The organism is Serratia bockelmannii (genome assembly GCF_008011855.1).
Taxonomy (GTDB): domain Bacteria; phylum Pseudomonadota; class Gammaproteobacteria; order Enterobacterales; family Enterobacteriaceae; genus Serratia; species Serratia bockelmannii.
This window is the reverse complement of sequence record NZ_VOUX01000005.1, coordinates 1-18,445: the sequence shown is the minus strand read 5'-3', so window position 1 is coordinate 18,445 and position 18,445 is coordinate 1. Positions and strand designations below refer to the sequence as shown.

At 58.3% G+C, this 18,445-nt stretch carries 18 protein-coding genes, 2 tRNA genes, 1 other RNA gene and 2 pseudogenes; 8 read left to right on the top strand and 15 right to left on the bottom strand.

Annotated elements, in window-relative coordinates:
* Positions 1–62 precede the first annotated feature (62 nt).
* Positions 63–254: pseudogene (locus tag FOT55_RS08840) on the top strand (tyrosine-type recombinase/integrase); the annotation flags it as partial.
* A 351-nt stretch (positions 255–605) separates the two neighbouring features.
* Here the strand turns inward: FOT55_RS08840 and FOT55_RS08835 are convergent.
* The 4 genes from FOT55_RS08835 to ftnA all read right to left on the bottom strand — a co-directional run bounded on the left by FOT55_RS08835 (position 606) and on the right by ftnA (position 3,128).
* Positions 606–947 (bottom strand): YebY family protein, encoded by a 342-nt coding sequence (locus FOT55_RS08835; protein ID WP_025302452.1) that lies wholly within the window; start codon positions 945–947, stop codon positions 606–608.
* 69 nt (positions 948–1,016) lie between these two features.
* Positions 1,017–1,898: a copper homeostasis membrane protein CopD gene (copD, locus tag FOT55_RS08830; RefSeq protein WP_141969492.1), complete on the bottom strand. Its 882-nt coding sequence runs from the start codon at positions 1,896–1,898 to the stop codon at positions 1,017–1,019.
* A gap of 2 nt (positions 1,899–1,900) precedes the next feature.
* Entirely contained in the window at positions 1,901–2,317 is a 417-nt protein-coding gene (gene yobA / locus FOT55_RS08825; protein WP_046899289.1) for a CopC domain-containing protein YobA, read from the bottom strand.
* 292 nt (positions 2,318–2,609) lie between these two features.
* Positions 2,610–3,128, bottom strand: coding sequence for a non-heme ferritin (gene ftnA / locus FOT55_RS08820; protein WP_147823373.1), 519 nt, complete (start codon positions 3,126–3,128; stop codon positions 2,610–2,612).
* A gap of 340 nt (positions 3,129–3,468) precedes the next feature.
* Here ftnA and FOT55_RS08815 point away from each other — a divergent pair, with 340 nt between their 5' ends.
* Positions 3,469–3,699 (top strand): DNA polymerase III subunit theta, encoded by a 231-nt coding sequence (locus tag FOT55_RS08815; protein ID WP_063989545.1) that lies wholly within the window; start codon positions 3,469–3,471, stop codon positions 3,697–3,699.
* 78 nt (positions 3,700–3,777) lie between these two features.
* Here FOT55_RS08815 and tnpA read toward each other — a convergent pair.
* The 4 genes and pseudogenes from tnpA to FOT55_RS08790 all read right to left on the bottom strand — a co-directional run bounded on the left by tnpA (position 3,778) and on the right by FOT55_RS08790 (position 6,671).
* Positions 3,778–4,192 (bottom strand): annotated as a pseudogene (gene tnpA, locus FOT55_RS08810) (IS200/IS605 family transposase).
* Between the two features lie 154 nt (positions 4,193–4,346).
* Positions 4,347–4,709: a hypothetical protein gene (locus FOT55_RS08805; RefSeq protein WP_147823430.1), complete on the bottom strand. Its 363-nt coding sequence runs from the start codon at positions 4,707–4,709 to the stop codon at positions 4,347–4,349.
* Between the two features lie 456 nt (positions 4,710–5,165).
* Complete coding sequence (pip, locus tag FOT55_RS08795; protein WP_025302447.1) at positions 5,166–6,119, bottom strand: prolyl aminopeptidase; 954 nt, start codon at positions 6,117–6,119, stop codon at positions 5,166–5,168.
* A gap of 156 nt (positions 6,120–6,275) precedes the next feature.
* The gene (locus FOT55_RS08790) at positions 6,276–6,671 is read right to left on the bottom strand and encodes a RidA family protein (protein WP_049203470.1); all 396 of its coding nucleotides are present in this window, start codon (positions 6,669–6,671) and stop codon (positions 6,276–6,278) included.
* A 148-nt stretch (positions 6,672–6,819) separates the two neighbouring features.
* Here FOT55_RS08790 and FOT55_RS08785 point away from each other — a divergent pair, with 148 nt between their 5' ends.
* On the top strand, positions 6,820–7,716 hold the full coding sequence (locus FOT55_RS08785; protein WP_147823371.1) for a LysR family transcriptional regulator: 897 nt from the start codon (positions 6,820–6,822) through the stop codon (positions 7,714–7,716).
* 4 nt (positions 7,717–7,720) lie between these two features.
* Here the strand turns inward: FOT55_RS08785 and dksA are convergent, their stop codons facing one another.
* The gene (dksA, locus tag FOT55_RS08780) at positions 7,721–8,146 is read right to left on the bottom strand and encodes an RNA polymerase-binding protein DksA (protein ID WP_025302444.1); all 426 of its coding nucleotides are present in this window, start codon (positions 8,144–8,146) and stop codon (positions 7,721–7,723) included.
* A 369-nt stretch (positions 8,147–8,515) separates the two neighbouring features.
* Here dksA and FOT55_RS08775 point away from each other — a divergent pair, with 369 nt between their 5' ends.
* Entirely contained in the window at positions 8,516–9,262 is a 747-nt protein-coding gene (locus FOT55_RS08775; RefSeq protein ID WP_147823370.1) for a carbon-nitrogen hydrolase family protein, read from the top strand.
* A gap of 26 nt (positions 9,263–9,288) precedes the next feature.
* On the top strand, positions 9,289–9,957 hold the full coding sequence (exoX, locus tag FOT55_RS08770; protein WP_060433866.1) for an exodeoxyribonuclease X: 669 nt from the start codon (positions 9,289–9,291) through the stop codon (positions 9,955–9,957).
* Between the two features lie 35 nt (positions 9,958–9,992).
* On the opposite strand, the gene FOT55_RS08765 is transcribed toward exoX, so the two are convergent.
* The 6 genes from FOT55_RS08765 to FOT55_RS08740 form a co-directional block, all read right to left on the bottom strand.
* Positions 9,993–12,026, bottom strand: coding sequence for a S9 family peptidase (locus tag FOT55_RS08765; RefSeq protein ID WP_147823369.1), 2,034 nt, complete (start codon positions 12,024–12,026; stop codon positions 9,993–9,995).
* A 68-nt stretch (positions 12,027–12,094) separates the two neighbouring features.
* Positions 12,095–12,748 carry a tellurite resistance TerB family protein gene (locus FOT55_RS08760; protein ID WP_025302440.1) on the bottom strand — a complete coding sequence of 218 codons (654 nt, stop codon included), beginning with the start codon at positions 12,746–12,748 and terminating at the stop codon, positions 12,095–12,097.
* Between the two features lie 157 nt (positions 12,749–12,905).
* Positions 12,906–13,484, bottom strand: coding sequence for a TorD/DmsD family molecular chaperone (locus FOT55_RS08755; protein WP_060432878.1), 579 nt, complete (start codon positions 13,482–13,484; stop codon positions 12,906–12,908).
* A gap of 42 nt (positions 13,485–13,526) precedes the next feature.
* Complete coding sequence (locus tag FOT55_RS08750; protein ID WP_025302439.1) at positions 13,527–14,264, bottom strand: phosphatase; 738 nt, start codon at positions 14,262–14,264, stop codon at positions 13,527–13,529.
* Positions 14,265–14,354: 90 nt separating this feature from the next.
* The gene (gene ghrA / locus FOT55_RS08745; protein WP_043141640.1) at positions 14,355–15,296 is read right to left on the bottom strand and encodes a glyoxylate/hydroxypyruvate reductase GhrA; all 942 of its coding nucleotides are present in this window, start codon (positions 15,294–15,296) and stop codon (positions 14,355–14,357) included.
* A gap of 126 nt (positions 15,297–15,422) precedes the next feature.
* Positions 15,423–16,889: a peptide MFS transporter gene (locus tag FOT55_RS08740; protein WP_049203463.1), complete on the bottom strand. Its 1,467-nt coding sequence runs from the start codon at positions 16,887–16,889 to the stop codon at positions 15,423–15,425.
* A gap of 447 nt (positions 16,890–17,336) precedes the next feature.
* On the opposite strand from FOT55_RS08740, the gene FOT55_RS08735 reads away from it, so the two are divergent.
* The 3 genes from FOT55_RS08735 (at position 17,337) to FOT55_RS08725 (ending at position 18,317) form a co-directional block, all read left to right on the top strand.
* Positions 17,337–17,426: transfer RNA gene (locus tag FOT55_RS08735), tRNA-Ser, on the top strand.
* Positions 17,427–18,061: 635 nt separating this feature from the next.
* Positions 18,062–18,151, top strand: a tRNA-Ser gene (locus tag FOT55_RS08730).
* A 46-nt stretch (positions 18,152–18,197) separates the two neighbouring features.
* Positions 18,198–18,317, top strand: a non-coding RNA gene (locus FOT55_RS08725) — RtT sRNA.
* The last annotated feature ends 128 nt before the right edge of the window (positions 18,318–18,445 follow it).

Here is an 18,445-nt window from a genome sequence, read left to right as displayed (position 1 = left end):
TATTGACGCAATGATAAGCCACCTACCAGCAGATTACCAACCTATCGGAACATAGGAGTAACTCAATCCATCCCAACGGGCTAACGAAAAAGTTTATCGCCGCGCGGAAAGCATCAGGTTTGGAATTTCAGGCAAGCCCGCCGACGTTCCACGAGATCCGAAACCTGTCCGGCCGCCTGTACGAAAAGCAGAACGACAAGGCATTTGCCCAAAAGCTGCTGGGGCATACAACGGAAATGAAGACGCTGAAATAGCTTAAAACGAGGGGGAAGGAGTACGTGATGCTGTAAAAAACCGAATATCAAAATTCGAGTAAATTTCGAGTAATTCCGATTTTTTCAAAAAAAGACTTATAAATCAATCACACAAAAAAAGACCGAATACGATTCCTATATTCGGTCTAGGGAAATGGCTCTTGGGAGAGAGCCGTGCGCTAAAAGTTGGCATTTAATGCAGGGCTTGTTCAGCCGTGCACTTTAAGAGTAGCCTACCGCGCCAGTTTTGCCAGCCGCCCGGCGGCCGCGTGATAGTTTCGTGACGAAATAACTATGCGGCAAATGCGCATCAATCCGCGCACGTTGGGCAAGGCGTTGGCAAACAAGCGGTTAGTCAGCGCACAGCTTCTCGGCGCGTTCAATGAACGGCGCCAGGCTCATTTTTTTCCCTGGTTCGGCAGGGTCGTCCAGCAGGAGCACCTCCAGCGGTTGCGCGCGCTGATGGCCCTTCTTCACCTGCTGCTCCGCTGCGTCGTTGAGCGGGTATTGCATCAGAGTGCTGTTGTTGAGCACGAACAGCGCGCCGCCGCTGCGGCACTGCAGCGTCACTTCTTCCTTGGTGAACGCCCACTGTTTGCCGTACTCCAGTTTGGTGATGTTCACCAGTTTGTCTGCCGCCAGCGCGCCGGTCGCGGTTGCCAGCAGCGTAATGCCGAGTAATACCGATTTCATGTGATGGCCTTAAGGTTGCTATTCGCGTCGATTTTCCCGCAGCTTGCCGGCCTGCGGCAAGCTGAAATGTCAAACCGGCGCATAGGTTGCAAATAAACTGACCAGCAGCAGCACCGCCATCCCCAGCCCGACTTCGAGCCAGCAGGCTAGCACCACGCCGCGCTGCGCCAGCGCCGGCACGCGGCTCATTGCCGGCACGATGGCGTAGCGATTGGCCAGCGCCACCATCACCATCAGCGCCACCAGCGCGGTTTTGATCAGCAGCAGGCGCTGATAAGGCGAGCCGAGGTTGAGCGGCCAACCGCCGAGAATGATCAGGCTGTTGACGATGCCGGTGACGATCACCGCCGCCACCGCCAGATGCCCCCAGCGCGAGAAACGGATCAGCGTGGTGATGGCGTCGCTGCGCCACTGCGGCGGCTGCAGGTAGCGCAGGCAAACCAGCAGCGGCGCCAGGCTGCCGAACCAGTAGCCGGCGGCCAGCAGGTGCACCGCATGGTTGGCGCGGTGCAGCGCGCCCAGCGTACCTTCGTGCATCGCCGCGTGGCCGATAAACGCCAGGCTCACCAGCAGCAGTGCCGAACACAGCGCCAACGCCTGCGCGCGCGGCCTTTCCGGCAGCAGCAGGCTCAGGATCGCCAGCAGCGACAGGCCCAAATGCCAACGCCACACTTCGCCGAAGGTGGTGCCGAGTACCGCCCACCAGACCTCCAGCCGCCAAGCGTCTTGCCAACCGTCGCCCATTTGCCCGGCCTGAATGGCCAGTAGCGCCACGGCGGAAAGCCCGGCAATCCAGGTGCCGGCAAGCAGCAGCGGTCGCACATCGCGGGAGAGGATCGGGGAGAGGCGCTGCGGTGACAATAAGGCGGTGAACAGACTGATGCCGAACATCAGCATCACCGCCGCAAAGTGCACCAAGCGACACAGAACGAACAGGGTCGCCAGACTCACGATCAGTTTACGGTGAAGCTGTACTGGCCTTTGGTTTTGTGCCCGTCGACCGACACCACATGCCAGCTGACGTTGTATTTGCCCGCGCTCAGCTCGCCGTCGATCGGCACGTTGACCTGGGTGTTATTGTTCGGATCGAGCTGCAGCTTGCCGGTTTTCACCACGGCGTTGTCCGGGCCGGTGATTTTCACGCCGCTGAAGTTCGGCTCGATGCCTTCGGAGAAGCTGAGGGTCAGCGCCTTCGGCGCCGGGCTGACGCTGGCGTCGGCCTTCGGCGTTTCCACTTTCAGGTGGGCGTGCGCCAGCGCTTGCTGCGAAGACAGGCCGACGAACAGGACGAAAACGGTGGAAAGCAGGCGACAGGAGGAACGAATTTTACCGATCACAGTGGTATCCCTTAACAGTATAAAGAGGGTCATAAGGGTTAAGGCCACAGCCAAGGCGATGTATCAGCGGCCCCAACCCACCGCAAATGATTGCGCCACGGGTAAACAGAAAAACGGGTTATATCGGCTAACCCGCTGTTTTGACTCTACCATCCCTGTAGCGTATCGCGGTAAATCATAACGACCACGCTGCGGCAAGTCGAGCGCATCACTGGCATTTTGCGATCCGGCAGCACGTATCGCCGCATAACCGCGATAAACGCAGGGTAAAAAAAACCGCGCGTCAGGCTCGCCCGCGCGCGGTTTTTCGATGTTCTGATGCGGATTAAACCTGGCCGTTGCCGCCCTGGCCCATCGCGCCCATTTTCTTCAGATCTTTGTCGATGAAGAACAGGCCTTTGCCGCTGGTGCCCACCAGCGCCAGCTTATCCAGCACGGATTTGAACAGTTTCTCTTCTTCGTGCTGCTCCGCCACGTACCACTGCAGGAAATTGAAGGTGGAGTAATCGTGTGCGGTCATGGCGGCGTGCGCCAGTTCGTTGATCTGACGGGTGATCAGCTGTTCGTGTTCGTAGGTCTGCTGGAACACGTCCGCCAGCGATTCGAACGCCACCGGCGGCGCGGCGATGCTGCCCAGCAGCGGCAGAGAGCCGGTGTCGCTCAGGTAGTCGAACAGACGTTGCATATGCTGCATCTCTTCCTGAGAGTGCTCTTTAAGGAATGCGGCGGCGCCTTCAAAGCCTTTATCGCTGCACCATGCGCTCATCTGCAGGTACAGGTTGGCGGAGTAGAACTCCAGATTCAGTTGCTCATTCAGCTTTTGAGTCATTTCTTGCGTCAGCATAATGATTCCTTTTATTTTGCAGGTCATGAATTTAATTTCCGCGCATTATGCCCTGCCGCCGTAAAAATAAAAACACCTTATTTACACTCAAATCACATTTATTATAAAACACTTTAATATCATTAAGTTAAAACATTAACCTCGCATTGAGAATTAACATGATAATTATTTCCATCTTTTATTTTAATCAAAAAGCGAATCATTCTTATTTAAAAGAATAAATAGATTGCATTACTCCTGGATAAATATCGCTCGCGACGGCGGCGCAACGGGCTTGCCAAGCGCCGCCGGGTGGATTACCTTCTGCGCAGATTCAATGCGGCAAAGTAAGGAGCATAAGGTGGTTTACAATCTGGCCGAGTTGTCCAAAGAAGAGATGGACAGGGTGAATGTGGATCTCGCCGCCTCAGGCGTGGCGTACAAAGAGCGCTACAACATGCCGGTGATCCCGGAAGTGGTGGAGCGCGAGCAGCCGGAGCCGCTGCGCGACTATTTTCGCGAGCGCGTGGCGCACTACCGCGCGGAATCCCACAGGTTTTCGCGCCTGCCGTACGAGCCGAAGGTCAAATAAAAGACCACTTCCTGAGGAAGCGACTTAACTCGATGCCCCCTAGAAGGGGGCATCGAGTTAATCCTTCAATAACTCCATCTACTGTTCGATCTCTTGATCCTTTTTACCCTGATGCTTCACATATCGTTTGATAATTCCTCGTTTACTCCGACCGCATCGACAAAGTAACCCTTTGCCTAAAAATTGTTACACCTTAGCTTCTTTCGTATGTGGCGGAACGATTGTAAAAGCAAATTACACAGCGCCCTTTTAGGATGCCCATCAACGTAAAAATCAATAGATTCGGTTGGACTTTAACGACCAGATGCCATGAACTGGCTAAATATTTAGCTCCAGAACCTCACAGTCCTTCATGTTGCAAAGGATGTAAATTGTTCGAGAGAGCTCTTTGCCTACCTTGTCGCGGAGTATTTCAAATCGATACTTCCGCCGTCCAGATCAGGAGGTATTTGCAACGCCAGAACACATGTAGTGAATTCCTGTATAAACCCATGTTGGTGATTTACTTCTTACCTGCGGTGAGTAAGCTGAAATATTCCGGCATGGGGTTCCTGGAAACTAGAGCCTCACTGAAACTATCACCACCTCCCAGGAAGGTGGTGTGAGGCTTACACTAAAAACAAGGTGAGTAATTGCTCCCCTTGTTTTTAGAAGTTGGCTTTCATCTGGGCTGGAAATTTCTTAGCAGCTGCATAGTAACTTCCCAACGTGTAAGCTTTCATCTGTTGTTCAGTATCGACCCTACACGAAGCGTCGTAACAAGCTCCGCTGACAATTCCATATGCTGTAGCCTTTTTGTTCATGTCGGCTTTTGCTTCGGCTAATGTAGGTTTCCCCATCGTGACAACACATCCAGATACGATAGCTTGGGCTTTGTTATCGTTCATGCCAAGAATCACAGTTTTACCGATATCTGAATAACCGTTGTTTTTGTATACATCCATTGCGAAATCGCGACATTCTGAATAAAACGGACTAGTTTTAACTTCGCTGTAATCTGGAATTCGCATTCCGGCACAACCAACAAGGCCCGTACTAATTACTAAAACAACTGCTTTTTTGAACTTATTCACCCTAAGGTTCCTTGTGAAATTTATTTTTCGACTACCCTGTAGTCCCATTTGTAACTGCTGTAAAGATGTTCAGTATCGTTTTCATCTTTCGGATTCTTGACGACAACGTCCAGTTCAACAATCGTGCCAACTGGAAGTTCTCTAATCGCTTTAGAACATTCGATCCGCATATTAGTAGGAAATCCCGGCTGACCGGGAAGCGGATGCAGTCTTCCACGTTTCCGGATTGGATCAGGAAAGACTTCTGCTTTTATTGTCCTATACTCTGACGGGCTTCTACGACCTACCATCATATCCCCTTAAAATTTCATCACATCCGTGACGCCAACTGTTGTCTGAGTGGTTTAAGGCTTAAAATAACAAAAAACCCCGCCATTACGGCGGGTTTTTGCGTCACTTGCCGGCGAACCGGTCGGTGGCGATCATCAGCTGGTGCAAAATACCCGGCTCATCATACGAATGCCCCGCCCCTTCCACGATATGCAGCTCCGCCTCCGGCCAGGCCTTGGCCAGATCCCAGGCGTTCTGCACCTGGCAGGCCATGTCATAGCGGCCGTGGACAATCACCGCCGGAATATGGCGGATCAGCGGCACGTTACGCAGCAGCTGGTCGTCGCTCTCCAGGAAGCCCAGATGCGTGAAGTAGTGGTTTTCAATACGGGCGAACGCCAGCGCGAAATCATCCTCGCCAAACGAAGCAGATTCACGGCTCGGCAACAGCGTGACCGTCTCCCCTTCCCACACGCTCCACAGCTTGGCCGCTTCAAGCTGCACCTGCGGATCGGCCGAGGTCAGCCGCTGCCGGTAGGCGGCGATCACGTCTTGACGCTCGTCATCCGATAGGATGGACAGCACGCGCTCCCATTTGTCCGGGAAGAAGCGCGAAGCGCCGTCCTGGTAATACCAATGCAGCTCCTGCTTGCGCAGGGTGAAGATGCCGCGCAGCACCATTTCACTGACGTGCTCCGGGTGGGTTTGCGCATAGGCGAGCGCCAGCGTAGACCCCCAGGAGCCGCCGAACACCAGCCACTGCTCGACGCCGGCCATTTCGCGCAACCGCTCGATATCGGCCACCAAGTGCCAGGTAGTATTGTTGTCCAGGCTGGCGTGCGGGCGGGAACGGCCGCAACCGCGCTGATCGAACAGCAGCACCTTGTAGCGTTCGGGATCGAACAGCTGACGATGATGCGGGGAGATGCCGCCGCCCGGTCCACCGTGAATGAAGACCGCCGGTTTACCGTTCGGGTTACCGCTCAGCTCCCAGTAGATCCGGTGGCCATCCCCAGTGTCCAGCCAACCGCTGTCGTATGCCGCTAACGGCGGGTACAAACCTCGTAATTGTTCCATGGCGCTTTCCGTCTCTCTGTGAGTCATGCTTTCATCAAAGCGGAAGCCGCCCGGCAGGTCAACGGTAAAACCCGAAAACTCGAACGCGCGCCGAGAACTCGGCGCGCGTTTGCTCAAAATCACATCGACCTGCCTGCAAAACGCCCACAGGCCCGATCAGTTAAGGTGCGCGATCGCACTGATCTCCACCAATTGCTCAGGCGAAGCCAACCCGGTGACGCCGATCAGCGAACCGGCGGGCCGGTGATCGCCGACATAACGCTTGAACAACGCAACGCACGGTTCAAAGTGCGCCAGTACATCGGTCAGGTAGATCTCCACATACGCCAGGTTCGAACGTTCGGCACCGAATCCCGCCAATACCCGATCCAGATTGTCCAACGTCTGTTGGGTTTGCCGTTCGATATCGCCCGCACCGACAAACTCCCCCTGCATATCATGGGAAAACTGCCCAGAGATGTAGAGGGTATCCTTGACGCGATAGCCTTGGGACACGCCATTCTCCTCTTCCCAAATGACCCCGTGGTGGTAGTGCGTGATGCCATTTTTCATGCTGTTTCTCCAACCGCTTATCGTTTCCATGACGACTATAATCGTTTGATTGGCGAATGGATGTCGTCACTGAAACGACGTTGACGATGCATTTAATATATTGAATATGTTAAATTTATTTTCTTTTCACCGGTTCTCGGAGGGCAACATGCTACGGGCGAATCTCAATGACATTCAGGTTTTCATGGCCGTCGTCGACGCCGGCAGTTTTGTCGCCGGCGGACAGACGATGGGGCTATCGCGTTCGGCGGCGGGCAAGGCCATCGCGCGTCTGGAGCAGCGGCTGAGCGTGCGGCTGTTGCATCGCACCACGCGTTCGCTTGGCCTGACCGACGAGGGACGAGAGTTTTATCGACGTGGCCTGCAGATCCTCGCTTCGGTCGACGATGCCGAGGCCAGCGTGGCCGGCGACAAGGGCACCGCACGCGGAGTGCTGCGGTTGACCGCCCCTTCCGCCTTCGGCAGACGGATCCTGTTACCGCTGGTGCCGAAATTTCTCGTCGCCTGGCCTGAGGTGCAGGTGGAGATCAGTTTTTCCGATCGCCTGGCGGATGTCGTGGAAGAAGGATTTGATTTGGCAGTACGGATCGGCGTCACGGCGCCGGATACCCGGTTGGTATCCAGAACCCTCGCCAGGTATCGCGCCCTGCTGTGCGCCTCCCCCGCCTACCTCGCCGCCCGTGGCGAACCGCATACCGTCGAGTCGCTCGCCGGGCACGAGGCTCTGCTGTTCAGCAGCCGCAACCAAAAACAGCCCTGGCGGCTGCGTGACGAGCGCGGCGAATGGGTCAAGGCCCCAGTTCGCGGCCGCCTGCGGCTGGACAGCGGAGAAGCGCTGCACGATGCGGCCTTGGCCGGGTTGGGCATCGCGTATCTGCCGGAGTTTATGATTGCGGAGGATTTGGCCGCCGGTCGTCTGCAGCAGGTGCTGCGCGCCGTGGAGGGTGAAGAAGTCAGGATTGTGGCGCTCTATCCGAATAAGCGCCTGCTGGAACCCCGCGTCAGGCGCTTTCTCGATCTCTTGCTGGATACGCTCGGCGGCTGAAACCTTACCCGCCTTTGCGCATATGCGGCTCGCGCATCTCCTGCGCGGTTTTCGCCTCGATACTCAGCTCCGCCGTCGGGCGCAGCAACAGACGCGCCAGCCCGATAGGTTCGCCGGTTTCCCGGCAGTAGCCGTACTCGCCGTTCTGCAACCGCGCAAGCGCCGCATCGATTTTCGGCAGCAGGCGGCTTTCGCGATCCAACTGGCGGAACAGCAGGCGCAGATCCTCTTCGCGCGCCGCCTTGTCGGCTTCATCGCCCGTCGCTTCGCCGCTGTCGATCTCTTTTTTCAGCTCATCGATGTGCAGCAGCAGTTTTTGCCGCTCGTCCTGCAGCAGCTGGCGGAAAAACGCCCGTTGAACCGAGTTCATATAATCAGAATCCGGCATGGCCAGTAGTTGCTGCGCATCCGGTAACGTCATGACTGTCATTGCGCTCTCCCAACACCAAAAGTGTAATATTATAACATAATATTTATTTTTAGCACCCGGTCACCCAAAAACAAAATTTTACGCACAAACAATCGGTTAAACACAACTCTCACTTTGTCGCTTGCATCCTCTTGGCTTTAGGCGGTTAATGGCTGAGCAAGCCACCCAATCATAGGTAACGAGAGGCCATCATGAGTAAGGGAATGGATAGCAAAAAGAATGCGAAGAAGAAGCCGTTGAAAACCCCAGCCGAGAAACGTGCGGAGAAACGCGCCAAAAAAGCGCATCCGTCTGGTGAGTAAGCGTCCTTCCATCCGTCATTAAACCCGCCAAGGCGGGTTTTTTATTGCCTCACAGGAGAGATGGCCGATGTCCTGCCTCACCCTTGCCGCCGCCCAATACCCCGCCGCTGCGGCCGATATCACCTGCAACCTTGAACGTCACCTTGGATTTATCGCGCGGGCAGCAGATCAGCAGGTGCAACTGCTGGTTTTTCCCGAACTGTCGCTGAGCGGCTATGAATTAGCCAATGCTGCCGAACTGGCGCTGACGCTGGACGATCCGCGTCTGCAACCGCTCAGTGCGGCGGCGCAATCGCGGCAGATGACGATCATCGTCGGCGCGCCCTTGCGCAGTGGCCAGGCGTTGCACATCGCCGCCTTGATCTTTCACCCCAACGGCACGGTGGCCGTCTATTCCAAACAGCATCTGCACGGCGCGGAACAGCAATACTTCTCGCCCGGAGAGGGTGGCCCGTTGCTGGAGCTGCATCGGCAACACATCGCGCTGGCTATCTGTGCCGACACTTCGGAACCTGGCCACGCGGGTGCCGCCGCACAGGCGGGTGCGCACATTTATGCCGCCGGCGTACTGATATCTGAAGCCGGTTACGCGAAAGACAGCGCCACGCTGGCAGGCTATGCCCGGCGTTATGGCATGGTCACGCTGATGGCCAACCATGCGGCGCCAACCGGTGGTTGGATCCCGGCAGGCCGCAGCGCCATCTGGGATAAAACGGGAGAGCTTCTGGTTGCCGCGCCGGATGACGCCCCTGGTCTTATCATCGCCGACAAGACTTCCGACGGTTGGCACGGCCGCCTGTGCCGGTTAAGCTGAAGCCTGACGGCAACGCGGAGGAAAACATGACGTTACGCGTAATAGATACCGAGACCTGCGGGCTGGACGGCGGCGTGGTGGAAGTGGCCTCCCTCGATCTGCTCGACGGCCAATTGACCAACCCGATGAGCGATCTGGTCAGCCCAGATCGCCCCATCAGCCTCGACGCGATGGCGATTCATCACATCACCGAACAGATGGTGGAAGGCAAACCGCGCATTGCGATGGCGATCGGCCGCTATCAGGGCAGCCCCTACTATGTGGCGCACAACGCCGCCTTTGATCGCGGGGTGTTGCCGGAGATGAACGGCGCCTGGATCTGCACCCTCAAGCTGGCGCGCACGCTGTATCCGGACATCAAGTACGGCAACCAGTATCTGCGCTACGCGCTGAATCTGGACGTGCAGCTGCCGGCAGACGCCACGCTGTACCCGCACCGCGCGCTATATGACTGCTACGTCACCGCCGCGCTGCTGCAACGCATCATCAAGGATTCGGGCTGGACGCCGGAGCAAATGGTGCAGATCACCGAACAGCCGGTGCTGCTGAAGAAGTTCAAGTTCGGCAAGTATCGCGGGCAGGAGATTGATCGCATCGCCCAGGAAGATCCTGGCTATCTGCGCTGGATGCTGAAATCCATCGACGATCTGAGCCCGGACATGAAGCACACGCTGAAATACTATCTGATCGGCTAACACGGCGGGCGGCGCAGGCCGCCCGCCGAATGCCGTTACTCCGCCAGCGCCAGAATGAAGGCGTACTCCAGTGCAATATCCTCATAGGCCTTGAAACGGCCGGATTTTCCGCCGTGGCCGGCATCCATGTCGGTATACAGCAGTAGCTGCCGATCGTCGGTTTTCAGCTCGCGCAGCTTGGCCACCCACTTGGCCGGCTCCCAATACTGCACCTGCGAATCGTGCAGGCCAGTGGTCACCAGCAGATGCGGGTATGCCTGCGCTTTCACCTGATCGTACGGGCTGTACTGTTTGATGTAGTCGTAATAGGCCTGCTCGTTCGGGTTGCCCCACTCGTCGTATTCGCCGGTGGTCAGCGGGATGGACTCATCCAGCATGGTGGTCACCACGTCGACGAACGGCACCTGCGCCACCACGCCGTGGAACAACTGCGGCGCCTGGTTGATCACCGCGCCCATCAGCAGACCGCCGGCGCTGCCGCCCATCGCGAACACCCGCTTACCGTCGCCGTACCCCTGTGCGATCAGCGTTTCGGTCACGTCGATAAAATCGTTGAAGGTGTTCTGCTTGTTGAACAGTTTACCGTCTTCATACCACAGCTGCCCCAGCTCACCGCCGCCGCGAATGTGCGCCAGCGCGAACACGACACCGCGATCCAGCAGGCTCAGGCGGCTGGCGCTGAACGCTGGATCCATACTGCTGCCGTAAGATCCGTAGCCATACACCATCAGCGGGTTGGTGCGGCGCTGGAAGCTGTCCTGGCGATACACCAGCGAGACCGGCACTTCGACGCCGTCGCGCGCCTTCACCCACACCCGCTCGCTGCGGTAGTTTTCTGGCGTGAAGTTCTTCACTTCCTGCTGTTTGAGCATCGTCCGCTCGCCGCTGTCCATGTTCAGCTCGTACAGCGTGGTCGGGGTGGTCATCGACGAATAGCCGTAGCGCAGCAGCGCGGTCTCCGGATCCGGGTTATACGCCAGCCAGGTGGTGTAAGTCGGATCGTCGAAGGCGATGCGCTTCTCTTCGCCGCTTTGCCAATGGATCTGGCGTAGCAGCGTCAGGCCGGCATTGCGCTCTTCGACCACCAACCAATCACGGAACAGGCTGAAGCCCTCCAGCATCACGTCGGCGCGCGGGGCGATCAGCGTCTGCCACTGCGCTTCGTCCGCCTGCTCGCTCTGGTACAGGCCAAAGTTCTTGCCGTCCTTGTTGGAGCGGATATAGAAATGCTGGTGATAGTGATCGATGGCGTACTCGTGATCCTTGCGGCGCGGCACGAACAGCTGCGGCTTGGCATCCGCACGATCGGCGTCCAACAGCAGGATCTCCGAGGTGGTGGTGCTGCTCAGGTGGATCAGGATAAAGCGCTCGGAGGTGGTCTTCTCCAGCCCGACGTAAAAGGTATCGTCCAGCTCTTCGTAAATCAGCTCGTCCTGCTGCGGATCGCTGCCCACCACGTGGCGATAAACCTGATACGGCAACAGCGTCTTGGCGTGCTTGCGCACGTAGTACACCGTCGAGGAGTCGTTGGCCCACTCGAAGCTGCCGGAGGTATTTTCCAGCACTTCGTCGGCCCAGCTGCCGTCGGCCAGGTTCTTGAAACGAATGTCATACTGGCGGCGCGACAGGAAATCCTCCGCCACCCCCAGCCGCTGGTTATCGGGGCTGACGTCCAGCCCGCCCAGGGTATAAAACTCGTGGTTCTCGGCGCGCTGGTTGCCGTCGATAAGCACCTCCCAGTGCTCACTCTCGGCCTGCGGCTGGCGCACGGAAATCGCGTATTCGTTGCCCGGCTCGTAGCGCGTCTGATAGCGATAGCCATGGCGCACGTAAGGCACCGAATGTTCCTGCTGCGGAATCCGCGCCACCATCTCTTCGTACAGAGTTTCGCGCAGCGCCTGCTGCGGCTTCAGCATCGCATCGGTGTAGGCGTTCTCCGCCTGCAGGTAGTCCAGCACCTGGCGGTCCGCGCGCTCATCGTCGCGCAGCCAGTAGTAGTCATCCACGCGCGTATCGCCGTGGATGGTGATGGGATAAGGGCGTTTTTCCGCTTTCGGTGGGGTCATCATTGCTAAATCATCCGCTTACATAGATTGCGGCAAGAGTGACACGATTCCCCCCGGCTTGCCAAGCGGCGCTACGCCAGCTCGCGCTTTTTCTCGTTGACGTCGCTCTCGATGCCCTGCTTGACGTCCGCCGGGATCTTCAGCGCCTGCGCCAACGCATCGAGGTAGCCGCGCTCCATAAAGTGATCGACGTCGATCACCAGACAACTCAGATAGTAAACCTCCAGCGCCTCGTCTTCGTTTTGCACGCTGCGGGCGATCAATTCCGGGTTGAGCGGCTGATCGAGCGCTTCCTGTACCCAACCCTGCGCCTCTTCCCCCACCTGCAACTGCGCCAGGCTGTGATCGATGGCGCGCTGCTCGTCGGCATCGATATGGCCGTCGCTCTTGGCGGCAAACACCAGCGCCTGCACCAGGCGTTTGGCGCGCAGATCCACCGGCGTGGTTTGCAAACCGAACTGCGGTTCGTCCTGATGGGTCTCTTTCACCCGCTGTTTGTACTTGTTCCACAGCACTGCGCCCACCGCCGCGCTGCCGCCGATAATCAGCGCATTCTTGCCGAACTTGCCTACCAGCTTGCGCGAGGACTTGTTGGCCAACAGCACGCCGACCAGGCCGCCCAGCGCCGTGGGCGCCAGCAGCTTGCCAATGCCTTCCGCCCCGCCCATCGCGCCGGCCTTCTGCCCGATCAACGTTTGAATCTGCTGCATCCAGTTACTTTTCATCATCTACCCCTTGCGTGAAAAAACGCGGCGCGCAAGCGCGGCCGAACCGACGGTAAACCGCCAGATTAGGGGATCTTTTGTCAATTTACGTCTGGGGGATGCAAACCTGTGTTTAGCGGATCGGCGGGCCGGGCGGCCCGCCTGGATGGCTGCGGCGTTACGCGTCTTCGTCGCCCGCTTCGTCGTCCTGCTCGTACTCCGCCAGCTCGTCGCGCATCGCCTGGATGGCGTCGCGGGTCATCAGCGCCAGCGTGCGGTAGAAACCGGTGGTGGCGTGCGCTTCCACTTTGCCGAGGAAGCGGCCGCACCACGGCAGCAGGAACTCGTCGAACAGGGCGATCTGCGCCTGCGCTTCATCTTCCTGCGACTGATCTTCCAGCCAGGACGCCGCCAGCAGCAGCTGGCCGAAATGGTCAGCCGGCGCCTCCGCCAACGGCATGCCGCGCTGCTGCAGGAAAGTGCGCACTTCCGCTTCGTTCGCGCCTTCGACGTAGTCGGAGCGGAACGGCGACACGCTGCACTCGCTGCCGACGAACATCGCGTTGAAGTCGGTCGCCAGTTGGTTGACGTCGCAGCCCTGCTGCAAACGCTTCAGCAGGTCATCCTGCTCCAGCGGCCAGTGCTGCTGCAGCTTGCCCTCTTTAATCAGCGCAAATAGCGGCACCAACAGCGGATCCTGCGGCTGGCGGTAGAACAGCGTACCCAGCACGCGGCAGACAATGGAAAACTCATTCATGATAAGGCCTTATACAATACGGAAAATTTTGCCGGGACGATGTCACAAATCGGCCAATTCCGCAATCGCCGGCTTGCCGCGCCGTTCGAGAAAATCCAGCAGCCGGCGCGGGCTGACGTTGAGAATGCGCTCCTGCGGGAAGCCCACCTCGTCGATGATGCGCTCGCAGTGCTCAAAGTTACCCAGCGAAAAGGCAACGTGCGAATCCGAACCCAGCGCCAACCAACCGCCGGCATCGCGCACGGCGGCGGCGATCGCCCGGCAGTTGGCCTCGCTGCCCTTGCGGGAGTGGGTGAACGACGAGTTATTCAGCTCCAGCGCCACCTCGTATTTGGCCGCCGCCGCCGCGACGGCGGGAATGTCGATCGGATAACGTGGGTTGCCGGGGTGGCTGATGATATGCACGTCCCCCTGCGCCATCGCGGCGATCATCGCTTCAGTATTGGACGCTTTATCCTGCGGCGCAAACACCGGCTCGTGGAAACCGGCGATGATCACGTCGGTGGCGGTCAACATCGGGCCGGTGCAGTCGATGTCGCCCTGTAGGTTTTTGATGTTGGCTTCGATACCGCGCAAGATGCCCACGCCGTTCACCCGGCGCGGCCAGACGTGCATGTTCATAAAGTGCCAGTAGTGCGGCGCATCGGCCATGTCCGGGCCGTGATCGGTGATGGCGAACAGCTTGATGCCCTTCTGCTGGGCTTCGGCGATGTAATCGTGCAGCGTGCTGTAAGCGTGGGTGCTGGCGACGGTGTGCATGTGCAAATCAACGGGGTACATTGTTTCTCCTTCCAGAGGGCCCGCCCGCAAAGGTACGGGCAGGCGCGATGACGATAACAGCTTATCAGTTACCGAACGGCGGCTGAAGGATCAGTAACCCCGCTGCCTGTCGACCACGCCGGCCGGGGTGTGCCCCGCCTCCAGCGCGCGGATGTTGGCGGCGATCTGATCCATCGCCTGCTGCGGCAACGTGATGGCAGCAATATGCGGGGTTATGGTGACACGCGGATGACGCCAGAACGGGTGATCCTGCGGCAGCGGCTCGCGGGTGAACACGTCCAGCGTGGCGGCGGCCAGCTGCCCCTGCTCGAGCGCCGCCAGCAGATCGGCCTCCACCAGGTGTGCGCCGCGCGCGATGTTGATGAGATAGGCGCCCGTGCTCAACTGCGCGAACAGCTCGCGGTTGAGGATGCCGACGGTCTCCGGCGTATTGGGCAGCAGGTTGATCAGCAGTTTGACGCCGTCGAGGAAGGCCGCGCGCTGCGCCTCCCCGGCGAAACTTTGCACGCCGTCGATCTGTTTGGCGCTGCGGCTCCAGCAGCGCACGCGAAAGCCAAACTCGGTCAGCTTGCGCGCCACGCTCTGCCCCAGCACGCCGGCGCCGAGGATGCCGATGGTGAAATCATCCAGCGAGTGAGGATCGAGCGGCTGCCATTCCTGCCGCTGCTGCAGCGCCTGATACTCGTCGAAACGGCGGAAATAGCGCAGTACATAGCTCAGCGCATATTCCTGCATCTGCTGCGCCATGCCGGTATCCTCCAGCCGCAGCAGCGGCACGCCGGCGGGCAGCGTGCCGGGGTGTTTGCGCTCCTGATCAAGAATGGCATCGACGCCGGCGCCGAGGGCGAACACCGCTTTCAGATCGCGGCGGTTGGCCAGCATTTCGTGCGGCGGGCGCCACACCAGCGCGTAATCGGCTGGCCGCTCGTCGCCGCGCTGCCACTCGCGGATCTCGGCCTGCGGTAGGCGTTGCTTGATGCCGGCCAGCCATTCCTGGGCGTTAAACAAGGGGTGGTAATAAATGATGTTCATACTGCGGGCTCCCGTTTGTTTTTATTGGTTTTCCTCCAGCCTTCCGCGATTCGCCGCCGGATGCAAGCGTTAAAGCCCAAAATAAAAACAGCCCCGACCAGTGGGGCTGTTGCGCATACTCGCCAATCAGGCGGCAGACGGGCCGTCGCGCCGGATAAGGCGCCGCAGCAGCGGAATGAGAATCAGCATCGCCACGCCGACGCCCGTCGCCCCCCAGCCCAGCGCGCTGAAGATTTCGCTGTAGCCGGGATTGGTTTGCAGCGGCGTGTTGCCGCTGTTTTCCGGCATCAGGCCGGAGACGTAGCCCGCCAACACCGAAGCGACGCCGGTCACCATCATCCAGCAGCCCATCATCACGCCCTGATAGCGCGGCGGCGCCAGCTTGCCGATCATCGCGTAACCGATCGGCGAGATCATCAATTCGCCAACGCTTTGCAGCACATAGCTGATGACGATCCATTTAAACGCCACCAGCCCGTCGCCGCCCGCCATGCTGATGCCCAGCGGCAGCACCAGCATGCCGAGCCCGATACAGAACAGCGATCCCGAGAACTGCAGCGGAATGTCGATGTTGCAACCGCGAGCGCGCAGGCGATTGAACCACCAGGCCAGCAGCGGGCCGCCCACCACGATCACCAGCGTGTTGATGTTCTGGATCCACTGCGGCGCCACCTGAATGCCGTAAACGTTCAGATTGATGTTGTGCTCGGAGAACAGCATCAGCCCCATCGGCGCCAGCTGGTACAGCGCCCAGAACACCAGCGAGCCCAGCGCCAGGATCAGATAAGCCGCCATTCTGCGGCGCTCATCGCGCGGATGGTGGCGCAGCGTCACGACGCACAGCATCAGGAAGATCAGCGCGCCGAGCACAATCACGAAATGGCCGCTGAACTCGGCGTGGGTCAGCATCACGCGGATGATCGGCACCAGCGCTACCAACACCGCCAGCCCGACCAGCATGCGCCAACGGTATTGGCTGCGGCTGGCGTCGTGCAGCGGCGTATTGAGATCGGCCAGAATGCGCCAACGGCAGACGGCGACGATAATCGCCGCCGCGTTGCCCAGCGTGGCAAACAGGAACAGCGCGCGGTAGTTTTCCGTCAGTTGGAAATAACCGGCGACAGTAAAGCCGACGAAGAACCCGAGGTTCATGCCGGCGTAGTTCCACAGGAAGGCCGATTCGCGCCGATCATCGTCCGGCTTGAAACGCTGAGTCAGCATCATATTAATGCAGGTCACGTTAAGGCCGCTGCCGGTCAGGAACATCGCCAGCCCCCAGTACAGCCCCCACACGCCCGCGACGGCAATCAGCGCGCAGCCGATCACCTGCAGCACCATGCCGAGCACGAACAGGTTGCGGTTGCTGAGGAAACGGCCGCCGAGATAGCCGCCGAACATGTGCAGGCCATAGTTGAAGGCGCCGAACACGCCCATCATGGCGTTGGCGCTGCTTTCGTTGAAGCCCAATCGCTTGGTGGCGTACAGCACCAGCGTGGAGTAAAGCACGGCGAAGCCCAGCGTGGCGAAGATCTGGATGAAGAACAGCGCCCCCGCACCGGGGGGAATGGCATGGCGCGCTTGCGGCGCCGGCATGGCATCTGAAGGAGTCAAAACGAACCTCTACTGCATTATTATGTAATGAGTCTGTCCCTGTCTGCGATATCGCCGGCCTGTCACCCGGCAATCTGCGCGGCGTTGTGATGTTCCTTGCCAAAAACGCCGCGCCGACATGATTCCATTTAGCGACACATCTGACTAATAATCCAGTATTAATGCATATAACAGCAGGCAACCTAACGTTAGTGGCGATATATTGAGCTACCTGTACAGAAAAAGGTCAAACAATCGTCTTTCACCGATTCCGACTGCGGTCTTCCCTGCCAACGCGTGGCCACGAGTGGGAATATCGTTCGGTAAATCAGCAAATTGCTGCAAGTTTGGCTAAACAGTCATGAGAATGAAATAAGAGGGTTGACGCTGAGATCAGATTCTCCTACATTAGCGCCCGTCGACAGCGCAAAGCGTTTTCGACAACAAAACGGTGAGGTGTCTGAGTGGCTGAAGGAGCACGCCTGGAAAGTGTGTATACGCGAAAGTGTATCGAGGGTTCGAACCCCTCTCTCACCGCCAAATTCAAAGAGAAAGCCTGGATTCGCATCCAGGCTTTTTTTTTTGCATGGTGCACCGCCGAGAGGGGCGAGAAGCCTCGACAGGGTTCGACAAAACGCCTGCGTTTTGGACCGCCAACGGCGGCCCGCAGGGTGAGCGCAGCGAATCAAGCCCTCTCTCACCGCCAAATTTAAAGAGAAAGCCTGGATTCGCGTCCAGGCTTTTTTTTTGCATGGCGCACCGCCGAGAGGGGCGAGAAGCCTCGACAGGGTTCGACAAAACGCCTGCGTTTTGGACCGCCAAAGGCGACCCGCAGGGTGAGCGCAGCGAATCAACCCCTCTCTCACCGCCAAATTTAAAGAGAAAGCCTGGATTCGCGTCCAGGCTTTTTTTCATGGCGCACCGCCGAGAGGGGTGTGCACAGCGCATCTCCCCCCCTCAGCAACCGTGATTCCCATTTCCGCCGGTTATCCACGAGCCTTACTTCTGATTTTCTCACCCTTTCATGACTTCTGCCCTACCGTTCGCCGCAGTTTTCAGCAAAGTGCACACGGCTTGAGCGGACGAACAAAAACACAGAAATTATTCTTGACCGGATCGGCCCCACTCCCTATAGTAGCGCCCCGTTGCAGCGATGATTTCGCAACAAAAAATATGGTGAGGTGTCCGAGTGGCTGAAGGAGCACGCCTGGAAAGTGTGTATACGCGAAAGTGTATCGAGGGTTCGAATCCCTCCCTCACCGCCATATTCTACGAAGAAGCCTGAACTCACGTTCAGGCTTTTTTGTATGCATAACGCACCGACCGGGAGGGTAAGAACCCTCGACAGGGTTCGACAAAACGCCTGCGTTTTGGACCGCCAACGGTGGCCCGCAGGGTGAGCGCAGCGAATCTATCCCTCCCTCACCGCCATATTCTAACGAGAAAGCCTGAGCGAAAGTTCAGGCTTTTTTGTATGCATAGCGCACCGACCGGGAGGGTAAGAACCCTCGACAGGGTTCGACAAAACGCCTGCGTTTTGGACCGCCAACGGTGGCCCG